Genomic DNA, 14,439 nt, shown 5'->3' on the forward strand with positions numbered 1-14,439 from the left:
ATCTGATTTATGTATACGGCTCAGCCGCTACACGTGGCAGCACGAGGTCATGCGGGCAATCGCGCCAACCACTCCTCCAGCTTTTCTCCGATCAGATGGGGGTTATCTTCCTGTAGGAAATGAATGCCTTTGCCGATATCCACCGCTTCGAGGTTCTGGATGGTCTGATGGCACCAGGCGACCTCTTTTGTCCCGATGGTGCCTCCGGGCGAGGCGTGGAACATCAGCATCGGGGTTTGCGTTTCTCCCAACCAACGGCTGTAGGCGCTGACGATCTCATGAACGTCAGAAGGCGTGCCATCGATCGGAATCTCGCAAGGCCACACACGAACCGGCTTGCGACTTCGTGCTGTGGGAAAGGGCGCACGGTACTGCGACATCTCTTGCGGTGCCAGATCACGAATAATGGCGCTTGGCAGGATTTTCTCGACGAACATATTCAGCCCCGAGATCATCAGCCATCCCAGACCAGGCGTTCGCATCATACGAAACCCGGTACGGAAGTCGGGCGGGAACCCGGCCCAACTCATCGGGCGGACGACCCCCTCCATGAACGCGATGCCGCGGGTGTTTTCGGGATGTCGGTGCGCATAGTGAAACCCCAAAGCCGAACCCCAGTCATGGATGACAAGCGTGACGTTCTTCAACTCCAGCGCCTGAATAAAGCCGTCCACGAAGGGTGCGTGATCGACGAAACGATAGGGAATATCCGGCTTGTCCGACTTGCCCATGCCGATTAGATCCAAGGCAATGGCGCGGCCCTGCCGGGCGGCGTAAGGGATGATGTTGCGCCACAGATAGGATGAGGTCGGATTGCCGTGCAGAAACAGAACCGGCGCGCCTTCGCCCTCGTCGACATAGTGAATGCGCTGCCCGTTCACCTCGACGTATTTCGAGTCAAACGGGAAATCGGGTGAAATCACCTGATCGGTATTCATTGAGCGGTCCTTTCTTCAATGCAGGTTTCTTCGATCAAACCCAGCGCGGCATCATACCACGCGGGTCTGGATACCCAGCCGACAATCGCGGCAACGGGGCTCGATGGCGGGCGGGACAGGCTACCGGCGGGAACGACCAGAAACTTGCCGTTCTGCGTCTCAAAGGGCAGCTTCGTACCGCAGGCTCGGCAAAACACCCGGCGGACTTGGGAATTGGGCACATCGAAGGATGTCAGCATGTCTCTACCTTGCAGCCATTCGATCTGGTCGGGTGTTGTGAAGACATTGGCAACATGGGCTGACCCCGAGGCCTTCTGACAAAACTGCAATAGCACAGTTTGAAAGCGGCGATGTTGTCCTGAACGAGATAGCGCACCGCGCCGCAGATACATTGGCCGTTAATGTCATTTGGCTGGTCCATCGGAGGGCCTACATCAGCCGCGATAGGCAAAGTACGCGCGGACCGAGGAAGTAAAGGTCAGGCCCATGCTGATGATCGCGATGATAAAGCCGATGACCGCCGTCGCCGGGATCGAGACCAGAAAATCAACGACAATCGCTGCGCGGATTCCGATTATGTTACGCTTGAGGATGGCTATGACGATGCACGCAAACGTCGCCATGTATCCCAACATCGTATAAAGCATCAGGTTGGTGGCTTGCGGGCCGACCAACTCACCAACCTGCAGGTCGGAGAACTTGAAAGCGGTGAAAAAACCAAACGCCAGCAGGATTTTCAGTGCGTTCAGGATGAAGATCACGCGCAGCGTGACTGGCTTTGACAATCCGGGTGTCGAGTCGATGGCGGTCATGTCAGGTCTCCGTGTCAGTTGGGGTCACACGGTATTTGCTGCCGCGCCCCCGCAATGCTATCCATGTGGATAGAAAACAGTTACTATCCACATGGATAGCAAAAGCAAGGAGAAATCTGTGGCGCGCAAACGCAAGACGGATCACGACAGTGCGGTAGCAGGGGCTCTCGACCTGTTTTGGCGACGCGGATACCACGGTGCCAGCACGCGGGAACTGGAGCAGGAGACAGGGCTGACGCGGTTCACGCTGCAGACCACTTATGGTGGCAAAGAAAAGTTTTTCCTAAAGACTCTCGATACTTACCTGGACAATGCCGATGCTCGCCATTTTCCTGACCCAGACACTTATTCGCTGGATGATCTGGCAAACTGGATCAGAGGCATCGCCTCGAATGAACGGATGCCGAAGATCGAAGACGCCGGTTGCCTCGCCTTCAACTCGATCAGTTCATTTGACCGCTCTGATCCTGAGGTGAACACCAGAATCGAAAGGTACCTGACCACTTTGGAAGGGCGATTTGTGGCAATCCTCGACCGCGCCAGATCACAGGGCGCGGTGCGCGCCGATGTTGATCCAGTAGAAGGTGCAAAGCTGCTGATCGGACTTTTGCTAGGGCTTCACACAATCATGAAAGCTCGGACATCGGACCAGTTTCCGCAGAGCTACGCTGAAGCGGTGGTTGGGTTGATTGAAGGATGGAAAAACCGGTAGGTTAAGAAGTATGCAGGCGTAACTGGCAGCTGCAACTAACTTCAAAAGACTATCACCCAAACGAATGTGAGAACTGTCGCGTGATAGTCGGCTTCATTCGATCTTCTCTTTTATCAATGTGAGTTGCGCAGTTCTGATCTCTTGCAGCGTAAGCATTACATGCCTGTAGCGAATGTCTGGATTGCGGGCTGCCACTGCTGCATTTCGTTCTCGACTCCAGTGGGGTCACGTCAGTCAAGCTGGTGTAATTTCCCAGATGACCTGAGGTCATGATCAGGCGGTTTGGGTTGTTATGCTGAGAATGGGATCAGTCTCCTCGTGGTTGATCTTGGCGAATGCCTCGACCATCATGTAGCGGCTTGCCAAGTCCTCTTTAGTGTCATTAAACCAGTTGTAGAACTCGCCCATATCGGTCGTGAAATAAGACCGCTTGGAGGAAGAGACGGGAGAGTTTGTCAGCCCGTTCAAATACATCTTGGTAGACGAACTTCAGGGCAGATCCCGTAGCCGAGGGCGCTTGGTCAAGGCACTAAAAACCCAACACAATGATGCACGCATTTTCGCAGTTGGCGATGACTGGCAGTCGATCTACCGATTTACCGGGTCCGACATCAACCTCATACGAAATTTCGGCGACGAGTTAGGGGCGTATTTGATGGCAATCAGGAGCTCATCGTACTGTGGATCTGGGAAAGACTTTCCGCTCCGTCGATCAGATTGCACATGCTACGAAGAGATTTGTGCTACAAAACCCGACTCAGTTGAACAAGACAGTGTTACCAGCTGGCACGTCAGATATGCCTGCGTCGAAAGTTCCCCGATCTGCATACTTCGTTTCGCACGATCCATGCATCCGAAGGGCTTGAGGCCGATCACGTGGTGAAACTATCCAAACCTAAGGCTGTCACGAGGAAACTGGGACAAGGAGCCAGGCCAAAGCGTGGGTCCTGTCCCTGATTTCGTTAGGCATGTTTTCTTTGAAACAACTGGGAGCCACGAACAGCTTGACGGGCCTATTCAGGCGAACATCTTGGCCAATCCTGCTACACGTGGCTGTTTGCCAAGTTTTTCAGCTAGGTTTCGCATCCGCGGCAAACGACCGTTTCCCTCCCATTTCACTATGAAATGAGTTTGAATCCATCAGTCTGTTATCAAAATTGCAAGTTTGACGCCGAGAAGTGGCAACTCGGCGTCAATAAGTGTCACCTGATGTGTCGTTCCACAGCTTCAATCTAGATGTGCTAACCACATTTCGAATGACCGCAGCTGCGGCACGTCATGCATCCTTCGATCATCACCATGTCAAACTGGCCGCAGGACGGGCAAGCTTTGCCGCGTGGGGCATCCATGTTGACCACTTGCGCCTGAGGATCGGATTTCAGGCCCATCCCTTCGCCTTCAAGGAATCCAATATTGACCATGTGCTGTTCAATCACTCCACCAATGGCAGCCAGAATCGAGGGGATATACTTACCTTTGATCCAAGCCCCGCCGCGTGGATCAAACACCGCCTTCAACTCTTCAACGACGAAGGACACATCGCCTCCGCGCCGGAACACCGCCGAGATCATCCGGGTCAGGGCCAACGTCCAGGCATAGTGCTCCATGTTTTTGGAGTTAATGAACACTTCAAACGGTCGGCGGCGACCGCCATGAACGATGTCGTTGATCGTCAGATAGATTGCGTGCTCGCTGTCAGGCCATTTCAACTTGTAAGTTGAGCCCTCCAGCGATTGCGGGCGGTCTAACGGTTCGGACATGTAGACTACCTCGCCACCGTCGACCTGATGCGGCGCATCGGCGCTTTCGCCCGGGGCCTTGTCAGCGCTTTCGGATACGGTCAGAACTGAGCCCGTAACATCATTCGGACGATAGGTGGTGCACCCCTTGCAGCCCTGATCCCAGGCCTGCATGTAGACATCCTTGAAGGCATCAAAGCTGATATCTTCGGGGCAGTTGATGGTCTTCGAAATCGAGCTGTCGATCCATTTCTGCGCTGCCGCCTGCATCTTGACGTGGTCAGACGGGGGCAGCGTCTGCGCATTCACGAAATATTCTGGCAGCTCGGTGTCGCCAAACTTATCACGCCACATCTGCACGGCGTAGTCCACAACCTCTTCCTCGGTGCGCGAACCATCCTTTTGCAGCACCTTTCGCGTATAGGCATAGGCAAAGACAGGCTCGATACCCGAGGATACATTGCCTGCATAAAGTGAAATCGTCCCCGTTGGCGCAATAGAAGTCAGCAGGGCATTGCGGATGCCATGCTCGCGGATGGCATCACGCACATCCTCATCCATCTGCTGCATAGTACCACTGGCAAGGTATTTCTCGGCGTCAAACAACGGGAACGCGCCTTTTTCCTTCGCCAAATCGACCGACGCCAGATACGCGGCGCGGGCGATCGCGTGCAACCAGCGCTCGGTCTGACGCGCCGCCTTGTCCGAGCCATAACGCAGGCCCATCATCAACAGCGCATCGGCCAGACCCGTCACGCCCAACCCGATGCGGCGCTTGTCCTGCGCTTCGGCCTCTTGTTCGGCCAGCGGGAATTTCGACGCGTCGACCACATTGTCCATCATGCGGACAGCGGTGGCGACCAACTCTTTCAGCGCGTCCTCATCCAGATGGGCGGCCTCCTCGAAAGGTTCCGCAACCAGTCGTGCCAGGTTGATCGAGCCAAGCAGGCAGGCACCATATGGCGGCAAGGGCTGCTCGCCGCACGGGTTGGTCGCGGCGATGGTCTCGACGTAGCTGAGGTTGTTGGCCTGATTGATGCGGTCGATGAAGATCACACCGGGTTCAGCATAGTCGTAGGTGGCCTGCATGATCTTGTTCCAAAGATCACGCGCCTGAACAGTGTGATAGATCTTGCCATCGAACACCAACTCCCACGGGCCATCAGCCTTGACGGCCTCCATGAAGGGATCGGTCACCAGCACCGACATGTTAAACATGCGCAAACGGGCCGGGTCGGACTTGGCAGTGATGAACTGTTCGATATCCGGGTGATCGCAGCGCATGGTTGCCATCATTGCTCCGCGGCGCGAGCCTGCGGACATGATCGTGCGGCACATGGCGTCCCAGACGTCCATAAAGCTCAGCGGGCCCGAGGCATCCGCCGCAACCCCTTTCACATCCGCGCCACGCGGGCGGATGGTCGAGAAATCATAGCCGATCCCCCCACCCTGCTGCATTGTCAGCGCGGCCTCTTTCAGCATGTCGAAGATACCGCCCATGCTATCGGGGATCGTGCCCATGACAAAGCAGTTGAATAGGGTCACCTGCCGCGCGGTGCCCGCCCCGGCGGTGATACGGCCAGCGGGGAGGTATTTGAAGTCCTCCAGCGCCTCAAAGAATTTCTGCTCCCAATGCGCCGGGTCCTTTTCCACCCGCGTCAGGTCGCGGGCGATGCGTCGCCAACTGTCCTCAACCGTCTGATCGATGGGTGTACCATCCGCCTGCTTGAAGCGGTATTTCATGTCCCAGATCTGCTCGGCGATGGGGGCGGCAAAGCGGCTCATTGGTGATTCCCTGTGCTGAAAGAGGCATTCAGACTATCCTAGATCACACCTTCACCACAACACCTTGATGACATTACGCAGTGAGCTACAATATAAGGATTAGTCTTGGGACGACTCTGTGGGAAAGCTGTGGATAAGTATGTAAACCTCATCAAACTTTCGGTCGGATCGGAAAGCGTCGACACGTTGATGGCGTGGCAAGACAGCCGAAAGCCGCTCTATGAAGACGGTTTCCCGCGCCACGTCACCCGCATGTGGCCCAAGCGCGAGGCTGAGATTCTGAATGGCGGTTCAATCTATTGGGTGATCAAGGGCGTTGTGCAGTGCCGCCAGCGCATCCTCCGGCTGGATGAGGTGCGCGGCGAGGATGGCATCCGCCGTTGCGCCATCGTACTGGACCCTGAGGTGCACCGCACGCAAAATGCCCTGAAACGTCCTTTCCAAGGCTGGCGCTATTTGAAACCCGAGGATACGCCTGCCGACCTGCCGGAAACTCGCGAGCAGGACGACGCCCTGCCCGACGATCTGAACCGCGCACTGGCGGATATCGGCGTACTTTAGCGCAGACGATCCAGCAGGTCGTTCAGTATTGCTTTTTCGTCCGCGTCGCATTTCGCAACCCGGCTGCGCCACAAGGTCGCCTGTGACTGCAGGATCAACCCGTCCGACAGGATTTTCAGGTGGTTCGCCCGCAGCGTCTCGCCGGTCGAGGTGATGTCCGCAATCGCCTCGGCGGTTTCGTTGACCACGGTGCCCTCTGTCGCGCCCTGGCTATCGACAAGCGTGTAATCTGCGACGCCTGCGTCGGTCAGGAATTCCCGAACCAAGCGATGGTACTTCGTGGCGATGCGCAGCCGGTGCCCGTGAGCTTTACGGAAACCCGCCGCTGCCGCGTCCAGATCATCCAGAGTATCAACGTCGACCCAGCAGGCAGGCGCCGCAATGATCAGATCCGCCTTGCCGAAGCCCAGCGGCGCGACCTCTTCGACCTGCTGTTCCCAGCGCGGCAGCTTCTCTTGCACCAGATCGACGCCGGTGACACCCAGATGAATGCGCCCGGCGGCCAGTTCACGGGGGATTTCTCCGGCGGAGAGCAGGATCAGCGAGACACCGTCGATCCCCTCGACCTTACCCGCATATTCGCGATCCGATCCGCTGCGCGACAGGGTGATGCCGCGCTTTTCGAACCACGCGAAGGTTTTATCCATCAACCGGCCCTTTGAGGGCACGCCCAGTTTCAGGCTCATTGCGCGCCCTCCTCGACTTCCAGCATCAGGTCGGGGCGGATCACACCGCCGATAGCAGGGATCTCCGAGCCGTCACCCAACTGCCGGGTCAGCGCGTCATAGCGCCCGCCAGTTGCGACCGGCGGCAGATCGGGGCGGCCTTCGGCGTAGAAGCCAAAGACAAAACCGTCGTAATACTCCATCGATGTCCGGCCGTAGGATGCTTCAAAATCCAGCCGATCAACATTCACACCCCGCGCCTGCAGGGCAGCGATCCGAGCTTCGAGCCGATCCAGAGCGGGCGTAATCTGCGGCAAGTCGACCGCTACGTCGCGCAACTGTTCCAGCGCGAATGGCATGGTCTCGCGCACATTCAGCAGCGTTTCCAGCCCAGCCAGTTCATTGTCCGAGATCGGCGGCGCGGCCCGGTCTTCGCGCAACGCTTCGATCCTCTCAAGTATCTCCGGAGCGCGGCGCTTGCCGATCATGGGCGTATCCATCGCCAATGGGTCAGCAGCGTCCAGCAGCGCATCCCGGCCCTCGGGCCCTGATTTCCGTCCGGCGTATCTGTCCAACAAAATGCGGAACCGGCGTGGCCGCCACAGGTGCCGCATAAGCGCGGATTTGCGACGGTCGGTTGTTTTCAGTCCGGCAACGGCAGCGGTCAGAATGCCGATATCGCCGGTTGCTGCCCGCAGCGGCAACCCACGCAGCTGCAGGGCAAACAACGAGAACACCTCGGCATCGGCCCCGGCGGGATCTTCGCGGTCAAAGACTTCATAGCCGACCTGAATATACTCGTTGGCCCGGTCCGGGTCATGCTCCTGACGGCGAAACACTTCGCCGGAATAGGTATAACGCGCAGGCTCAGCCCCTTCGGACATGTGCATCTGCACCACCGGCAGGGTGAAATCCGGGCGCAGCATCTGCTCACCCCGCAGCGCGTCCGAGGTCACGTAGGCACGCGCGCGGATATCTTCCCCATAAAGATCCAGCAGCGTCCCGGCCGGTTGCAGCAAGGGTGTGTCCACCACCTGCGCGCCCGCCGCCTCGAACCGGACACGCATCATGACGGCGCGGGCCTGTATCTGGGAACGGTTCGCCATGAGCTAGTCCTGACTGTCCAGAATTTCACGCACCTTGGCGACCAGATCGCCACGTGGCACTTCGAACTGGCTGGGGCGTTCTTTCCATTCCTCCAGCGTAGCGCTCTCGGCGATCTTGGCCCCAAGGATCAGGTCCTTGATCTGTACAATACCATTCGCCTTCTCATCGCCGCCTTCGATCACCGCAATCGGAGAGTTCCGCTTGTCCGCGTACTTAAGCTGATTGCCGAAGTTCTTCGGATTGCCCAAGTAGACTTCGGCTCGGATACCGGCATTGCGCAGCTCAGCCACCATCGCTTGATAGTCAGCCATGCGGTCGCGATCCATCACGGTGACGACCACAGGACCTGTCGCCTGCGCACTGAGACGACCCTTCTCACGCAGAGCAGCCAACAGACGGTCGACGCCGATGGAGACACCGGTTGCAGGCACTTCCTGCCCGGTGAACCGCTTGACCAGATCGTCATAGCGACCGCCGCCCGCGACCGACCCGAACTGGCGCTTGCGGCCCTTGTCGTCGAATATCTCGAAGGTCAGTTCGGCCTCATAAACCGGCCCGGTATAGTAGCCGAGGCCACGTACGACCGAAGGATCAATCTCGATCCGATCCGCGCCATATCCGCCCGCATCCAACAGAGCACCAATTTGTTCCAGCTCTGCAATACCATCCGCGCCGATCTTGCTGTCGCCCACAGCAGCGCGCAGATTGGCCAGTGTCCCGGCAGTATCTGCAGCTTTGGAGGTCAGGAATGCAATCACAGGCTCGGCCTGATCGTCGCTAAGGCCCACGCCGTCGATAAACGCGCCAGACGCATCCAGTCGGCCCTTGGTCAGCAGCGCGTGGACACCGGCCTCGCCCACCTTGTCGAACTTGTCGATGGTGCGCAGGACGTTGTCGCGGGCAGCAGCGTCTTCGCCTAGCCCCATCGCCTCAAGCACGCCATTCAGAACCTTGCGGTTATTGACCCGCACCAGATAATCGCCACGCGGGATGCCAACGGTTTCCAGCGTGTCCGACAGCATCGCGCAAATCTCGGCATCTGCGGCCATCGAGGCCGTGCCCACCGTATCCGCATCACACTGATAAAACTGACGATACCGCCCCGGCCCCGGCTTTTCGTTCCGCCAGACTGGGCCCATCGCATAGCGACGATAGGGCGTGGGCAGATCGTTGCGGTGTTGTGCATAGACACGGGCCAAAGGCGCCGTCAGGTCATAGCGCAGGGCCATCCAGTCGCCCCCGGAACCGTTTGAGCCGCCTTCGTCAAATTCCTGCCATGCGAATACGCCCTCGTTCGGGCGGTCCACGTCAGGCAGGAACTTGCCCAGCGCCTCGACGGTCTCGACCGCGCTGCTTTCCAAGGCGTCGAACCCGTAACGATGATAGACGCCCGCAATCGTCCGCAGCATCTCGGTGCGCTGCGAGACTTCCTGACCGAAGTAGTCACGGAACCCTTTCGGCGTTACGGCCTTGGGGCGGGGCTGTTTCTTGGGCTTGGCCATCGGGGGCGTCCTTCGCGGTCATCTTCCGCGCGCGGTCTATCCCATGGCCTGCATCGGGGCAAGGCGGGGTTTCACTGGCCACGGCGTCACAGGGTCGCTATGAGACGCGTGTAAGGAGAACTCTATGCAGCATCTGGAAGAACAGATCGCCCATCTGACTCGCACCGTGGACGAGTTGAACGCGGTTGTGACCAAACAACAGAGCGAAATCGACCGCCTCACCCGCCGGATCGAGATGCTGCTACAGCGCGAGGCCGAACGGGCACAGGAAGGATCAGGCGGGGTCGTGTTCGGCGACGAACGCCCACCGCATTACTAAGCGGTCATAACCCCAGCGTAGATTTCACCGCGTTATCGACCACTCCTCCCAACAGGGCATCTTTGTCCGCTGCGCAACCCTCGGACAATGCAGCGATGAAGGTTTCGCGCAGTTGGGTTTTTTCTTCGTCGGTCGTCGCATGATCTTCGATATTGATCTGGCGATTGTAGAGCGACAGGGCCGTCATCTTTTCAACAACGGCCACAACAAAGGCTTCGTCACCATCCGCTTCTTCAGCAATCGAGGCGCATGTGTAGTGCATCACAGGCAACGCATCCTGCACCATCTGATCTGCAGCCTCGTCAGCTATCGACCAACCCGGCAGTAACACGCAAATCCCTGCAAAAGCACTTCTGAATGAGGTCATACGCATGGCAGTCATTTCCAGTTATGTCCGATAATCGCCCCGGCTACACCACCGATCGCCGCGCCCTTGCCGTCACCGATCAGCGCACCAACACCGGCACCAATCAGCGCGCCTTCGATGGTCTTTTTCTTCTTATCATCCGCAAATGCCGCGGTCGCCACGGTAAGCGAGATTGCACCCGCCAAAACCATCGCTCTGGAACCAATACCTGAAAATGCCAAACCAATGCCCTCCTGTTTCACGCGTAAAGAGTGTGCAAAGGCAGCCTAGCTGCGCGAAAACGCTGTGGCAACAAACCGGCTTCTAAATCTCTTCGACCGACATGACACCGTCCAGCGATTTGATTGCCCCCTTTATCTGCGGATTGATGGGGAAATCCTGACCCAGATCCATCTCGACATCCCCCGGTAGGGCGGGGTCCAGCAGACACAGCTGGATCGGCCCCTTACTGGCACCCTTGGCCGCAGTGCTCGCATCTTCCAGCACCTTTGCAACGGTCGGCACGACCTCTGGCTGATCCAGATAGATACGCAAACCTGTTGCTCCGGCCTCGGCCACAACTGCATCGACCGGGCCTACAGATCGGCCCAGAAGCTTGAGCTGATCGGCCTCCATCGTTGCTTCGGCGGTCAGAACCACCTGCGCGCCGGTCTCCAGAAACTCGCGCGATTTCTCAAGCGTCTCCGAGAACAGCGTGACCTCGTAAGCCCCTGTCGGATCGGAGAGCTGCGCAAAAGCAAAGCGGTTGCCGCGGGCCGATTTACGCTCTTGCCGTCCGGCGACGACGCCTGCCATCTTGGCAATCAATGGGCCTGAGCGGGCCTTTTCGATCACCTCATCCAGCGTCAGTACCTGCTTGCGCTTGAGCGCTGGCATGTAGTCATCGAGCGGGTGGCCGGACAGGTAGAACCCGATCGCTTTGAACTCTTCGCTCAGGCGTTCAGCGGGCAGCCAGTCGGGGCTGGGCGAAAGGCGCGGCTCGGGCAGGTCGTCCCCTGCTTCGCCAAACAGCGAGACTTGGTTGGAGTTTCTCTGCTCGTGGATCGCACTCGAATAGCTCACAAGTGCATCGAGGCTTTCGAACACGCGGCGTCGATTACCGTCCAGTTGATCGAACGCTCCGGCACGCGCCATCATCTCAAGCGGACGTTTGCCAACCTTCTTCAGGTCAACCCGGCGGGCAAAGTCGAACAGGTTGACAAAGGGCTTATCGTCTCGCCCCGCAACCACGAGATTCATCGCTTCAACACCTACGTTCTTGAGCGCGCCCAGCGCGTAGACAAGTTCTCCATCCACCACGTCGAACGTTGCAAGCGAACGGTTCACGCAGGGCGGCACATAAGGCAGGTCTAATCCCTTGCGGACCTCCTCAAAGTACACCGCCAGCTTGTCGGTTAGATGGATATCGCAGTTCATGACCCCCGCCATGAACTCGACCGGATGGTTCGCCTTCAGCCAGCCGGTTTGATAACTGACCACCGCATAGGCGGCCGCATGAGATTTGTTGAAGCCATAGTTGGCGAATTTGTCCAACAGGTTCCAGACTTCGGTCGCCTTGGCCTCATCTACATTGTTCTCAGCGGCACCCTTGAGGAATTTGGGCCGTTCAGCGTCCATCGCCTCCTGGATTTTCTTACCCATCGCGCGGCGCAACAGGTCCGCGCCGCCGAGGCTATAGCCAGCCATTTCCTGGGCGATCTGCATCACCTGTTCCTGGTAGACGATGATGCCCTGCGTCTCGTCCAGAATATGGTCGATGGAGGGGTGCAACGTGTCCCGCTGGCTCAGCTTGTTCTTGACCTCGCAGAACTTGGGGATGTTCTCCATAGGACCCGGACGGTAGAGCGCGACAAGGGCGATGATATCCTCGATACAGTCGGGTTTCATCCGCTTGAGCGCATCCATCATGCCCGAGGATTCCACTTGGAACACCGCAACGGTCTTGGCCGCAGAATAGAGCCTGTACGTCGCCTCATCATCCAGCGGGATGGCGTTGATCTGGTTCACCGCTCCGTCGGCGGGTTCGTAGAGTTCCGTGCCATCGGGCGCTATGTGAAGGTCACGCCCGGATTTGAAGATCAGATCCATTGCGTTCTGGATCACGGTCAGCGTTTTCAGGCCAAGAAAGTCGAACTTCACCAGCCCAGCCTGTTCCACCCATTTCATGTTGAACTGGGTCGCGGGCATGTCGGACCGCGGGTCCTGATAGAGCGGCACCAGCGCATCCAGGGGGCGATCTCCGATCACAACCCCCGCCGCGTGAGTCGAAGCGTTCCGCAATAGGCCTTCGACTTGTTGGCCATAGGTAAGCAGACGCTCCACCACCTCTTCGTTTCGCGCCTCTTCGCGCAGGCGCGGTTCGTCTTTCAGCGCCTTCTCAATGGAAACCGGTTTGACCCCTTCCACCGGGATCATCTTGGACAGGCGATCCACCTGCCCGTAAGGCATCTGCAGAACCCGCCCGATATCGCGGACTGCCGCCTTCGACAGCAACGCACCGAAGGTAATAATCTGCCCCACCTTGTCGCGTCCGTATTTCTGCTGAACATAGCGGATCACCTCTTCGCGGCGATCCATGCAGAAATCGATATCGAAGTCGGGCATCGAGACCCGTTCCGGATTCAGGAAACGCTCGAACAGCAGCGAATACCGTAACGGATCAAGGTCGGTGATCGTCAGCGCATACGCCACCAGCGAACCCGCACCCGAGCCCCGCCCCGGCCCCACCGGAATGTCATGATCCTTTGCCCATTGGATAAAGTCCGCAACGATCAGGAAATACCCGGGAAAGCCCATACCTTCGATGATGCCGAGTTCGAAATCCAGCCGCGCCTGATATTCCTCGGGCGTTACCGCATGCGGAATAACAGCCAGACGTTTCTGCAAACCCTCATTAGAGATGCGGCGCAGTTCTGCCACCTCATCATCCGCGAATTTCGGCAGGATCGGATCGCGGCGATAGGCCATGAAGGCGCAGCGTTTGGCGATCTCTACCGTGTTCTCAATCGCTTCGGGCAGATCGGCGAACAGCGTCACCATCTCTTGCTGCGACTTGAAATAATGCTGCGCGGTCAGGCGGCGGCGGCCTTCCTGCTGGTCGACATAGGCGCCTTCGGCGATACAGATCAGCGCGTCGTGCGCCTCATACATATCCGAGGTCGGGAAGTAGACGTCATTGGTGGCGACCAGCGGAAGGTTCTTGGCATAGGCCATCTCGACATGACCACGCTCGGACAGACGCTCAGCCTCTGGCTGGCCGTCCTCCCCGGGGTGGCGCTGTAGTTCGATATACAGGCGGTCCGGGAACATCTCTGCCAGCCGATCCACCAATGCCTCTGCCGCCGGGCGTTGCCCTTGCTGCAACAGCATCCCCACCGGCCCGTCGGGGCCACCGGTCAGACAGATCAGACCGTCTGATCGCTCCGCCAGCTCATCCAAAGTGACCTGCGGCAACTGACCACCCTTGTCTACATAGAGACAGGAGCTCAGCTTCATCAGGTTCTCATATCCCACCTCTGACTGTGCCAGCAGAACCAATGGCGCAGGAGGTTTGGTCTTTTCGCCCGGTTGCACCCGAACATATGTGAGATCAACCTGGCACCCTATGATGGGCTGGATGCCAGCCCCGCTTGCGGTGACCGAGAACTCGAGGGCCGAGAACATCGAATTGGTGTCTGTCACCGCAACGGCGGGCATGTCCATCTGCTCGCACAAGCCCGGCAACTTCTTCAGTCGCACGGCGCCTTCCAGCAATGAATATTCGGTGTGAACGCGGAGGTGAATGAATCGAGGGGTACTGCTCATGACCCCTACGCTATCCTAGCCAACGGCGCTGCAAAAGCGGGAACCGACGCTTTTGAATGCTTAAAAAATCGACGTTGATTATTTGGCTTTTCTAGAAGGTGCTTCGGGATTGATCTGGAGCCGAGCTC

Annotated in this window: 14 protein-coding genes and 1 pseudogene; 4 read left to right on the forward strand and 11 right to left on the reverse strand. The window is 58.1% G+C overall.

Annotated features, from left to right (window positions below; all coding sequences use genetic code 11):
* Positions 1-47 precede the first annotated feature (47 nt).
* The 3 genes and pseudogenes from ACR0IV_RS09375 to ACR0IV_RS09385 all read right to left on the reverse strand — a co-directional run bounded on the left by ACR0IV_RS09375 (position 48) and on the right by ACR0IV_RS09385 (position 1,750).
* Entirely contained in the window at positions 48-938 is an 891-nt protein-coding gene (locus tag ACR0IV_RS09375) for a haloalkane dehalogenase (RefSeq protein WP_480656912.1), read from the reverse strand.
* Positions 935-1,359 (reverse strand): annotated as a pseudogene (locus tag ACR0IV_RS09380) (GFA family protein). Before ACR0IV_RS09380 ends, ACR0IV_RS09375 begins: the two are co-directional and overlap by 4 nt.
* Positions 1,360-1,372: 13 nt before the next feature.
* Complete coding sequence (locus ACR0IV_RS09385) at positions 1,373-1,750, reverse strand: hypothetical protein (RefSeq protein ID WP_480656911.1); 378 nt, start codon at positions 1,748-1,750, stop codon at positions 1,373-1,375.
* Positions 1,751-1,868: 118 nt separating this feature from the next.
* On the opposite strand from ACR0IV_RS09385, the gene ACR0IV_RS09390 reads away from it, so the two are divergent.
* Positions 1,869-2,462 carry a TetR/AcrR family transcriptional regulator gene (locus ACR0IV_RS09390; protein ID WP_480656910.1) on the forward strand — a complete coding sequence of 198 codons (594 nt, stop codon included), beginning with the start codon at positions 1,869-1,871 and terminating at the stop codon, positions 2,460-2,462.
* Between the two features lie 273 nt (positions 2,463-2,735).
* Here the strand turns inward: ACR0IV_RS09390 and ACR0IV_RS09395 are convergent, their stop codons facing one another.
* A complete protein-coding gene (locus ACR0IV_RS09395) occupies positions 2,736-2,930 on the reverse strand; it encodes a hypothetical protein (RefSeq protein ID WP_480692688.1) in 195 nt (64 codons plus the stop codon).
* A 7-nt stretch (positions 2,931-2,937) separates the two neighbouring features.
* On the opposite strand from ACR0IV_RS09395, the gene ACR0IV_RS09400 reads away from it, so the two are divergent.
* Entirely contained in the window at positions 2,938-3,345 is a 408-nt protein-coding gene (locus tag ACR0IV_RS09400) for a UvrD-helicase domain-containing protein (RefSeq protein ID WP_480692677.1), read from the forward strand.
* A 358-nt stretch (positions 3,346-3,703) separates the two neighbouring features.
* Here ACR0IV_RS09400 and ACR0IV_RS09405 read toward each other — a convergent pair whose 3' ends face one another.
* On the reverse strand, positions 3,704-5,986 hold the full coding sequence (locus ACR0IV_RS09405) for an adenosylcobalamin-dependent ribonucleoside-diphosphate reductase (protein ID WP_480656908.1): 2,283 nt from the start codon (positions 5,984-5,986) through the stop codon (positions 3,704-3,706).
* 129 nt (positions 5,987-6,115) lie between these two features.
* Here ACR0IV_RS09405 and ACR0IV_RS09410 point away from each other — a divergent pair, with 129 nt between their 5' ends.
* Positions 6,116-6,547 carry a DUF1489 family protein gene (locus ACR0IV_RS09410; protein WP_480656907.1) on the forward strand — a complete coding sequence of 144 codons (432 nt, stop codon included), beginning with the start codon at positions 6,116-6,118 and terminating at the stop codon, positions 6,545-6,547.
* Here ACR0IV_RS09410 and hisG read toward each other — a convergent pair.
* From hisG to hisS, 3 genes are read right to left on the reverse strand one after another with little or no spacing between them, the layout of a single operon-like run.
* The gene (gene hisG / locus ACR0IV_RS09415) at positions 6,544-7,233 is read right to left on the reverse strand and encodes an ATP phosphoribosyltransferase (protein WP_480468845.1); all 690 of its coding nucleotides are present in this window, start codon (positions 7,231-7,233) and stop codon (positions 6,544-6,546) included. The two genes, ACR0IV_RS09410 and hisG, sit on opposite strands and share 4 nt — an antisense overlap.
* Entirely contained in the window at positions 7,230-8,318 is a 1,089-nt protein-coding gene (locus ACR0IV_RS09420) for an ATP phosphoribosyltransferase regulatory subunit (protein WP_480656906.1), read from the reverse strand. Before ACR0IV_RS09420 ends, hisG begins: the two co-directional genes overlap by 4 nt.
* A gap of 3 nt (positions 8,319-8,321) precedes the next feature.
* Positions 8,322-9,821, reverse strand: coding sequence for a histidine--tRNA ligase (gene hisS, locus ACR0IV_RS09425; protein WP_480656905.1), 1,500 nt, complete (start codon positions 9,819-9,821; stop codon positions 8,322-8,324).
* 124 nt (positions 9,822-9,945) lie between these two features.
* On the opposite strand from hisS, the gene ACR0IV_RS09430 reads away from it, so the two are divergent.
* Positions 9,946-10,140 (forward strand): SlyX family protein, encoded by a 195-nt coding sequence (locus tag ACR0IV_RS09430; protein ID WP_480468842.1) that lies wholly within the window; start codon positions 9,946-9,948, stop codon positions 10,138-10,140.
* A 4-nt stretch (positions 10,141-10,144) separates the two neighbouring features.
* Here the strand turns inward: ACR0IV_RS09430 and ACR0IV_RS09435 are convergent, their stop codons facing one another.
* From ACR0IV_RS09435 to dnaE, 3 genes are all read right to left on the reverse strand, one after another.
* Positions 10,145-10,513: a hypothetical protein gene (locus tag ACR0IV_RS09435; RefSeq protein WP_480656904.1), complete on the reverse strand. Its 369-nt coding sequence runs from the start codon at positions 10,511-10,513 to the stop codon at positions 10,145-10,147.
* 5 nt (positions 10,514-10,518) lie between these two features.
* A complete protein-coding gene (locus ACR0IV_RS09440) occupies positions 10,519-10,728 on the reverse strand; it encodes a YMGG-like glycine zipper-containing protein (RefSeq protein ID WP_480656903.1) in 210 nt (69 codons plus the stop codon).
* A gap of 82 nt (positions 10,729-10,810) precedes the next feature.
* A complete protein-coding gene (dnaE, locus tag ACR0IV_RS09445; RefSeq protein ID WP_480656902.1) occupies positions 10,811-14,311 on the reverse strand; it encodes a DNA polymerase III subunit alpha in 3,501 nt (1,166 codons plus the stop codon).
* Between the last annotated feature and the right edge of the window lie 128 nt (positions 14,312-14,439).

The sequence above is a fragment of the Ruegeria sp. C2 genome (genome assembly GCF_056537765.1).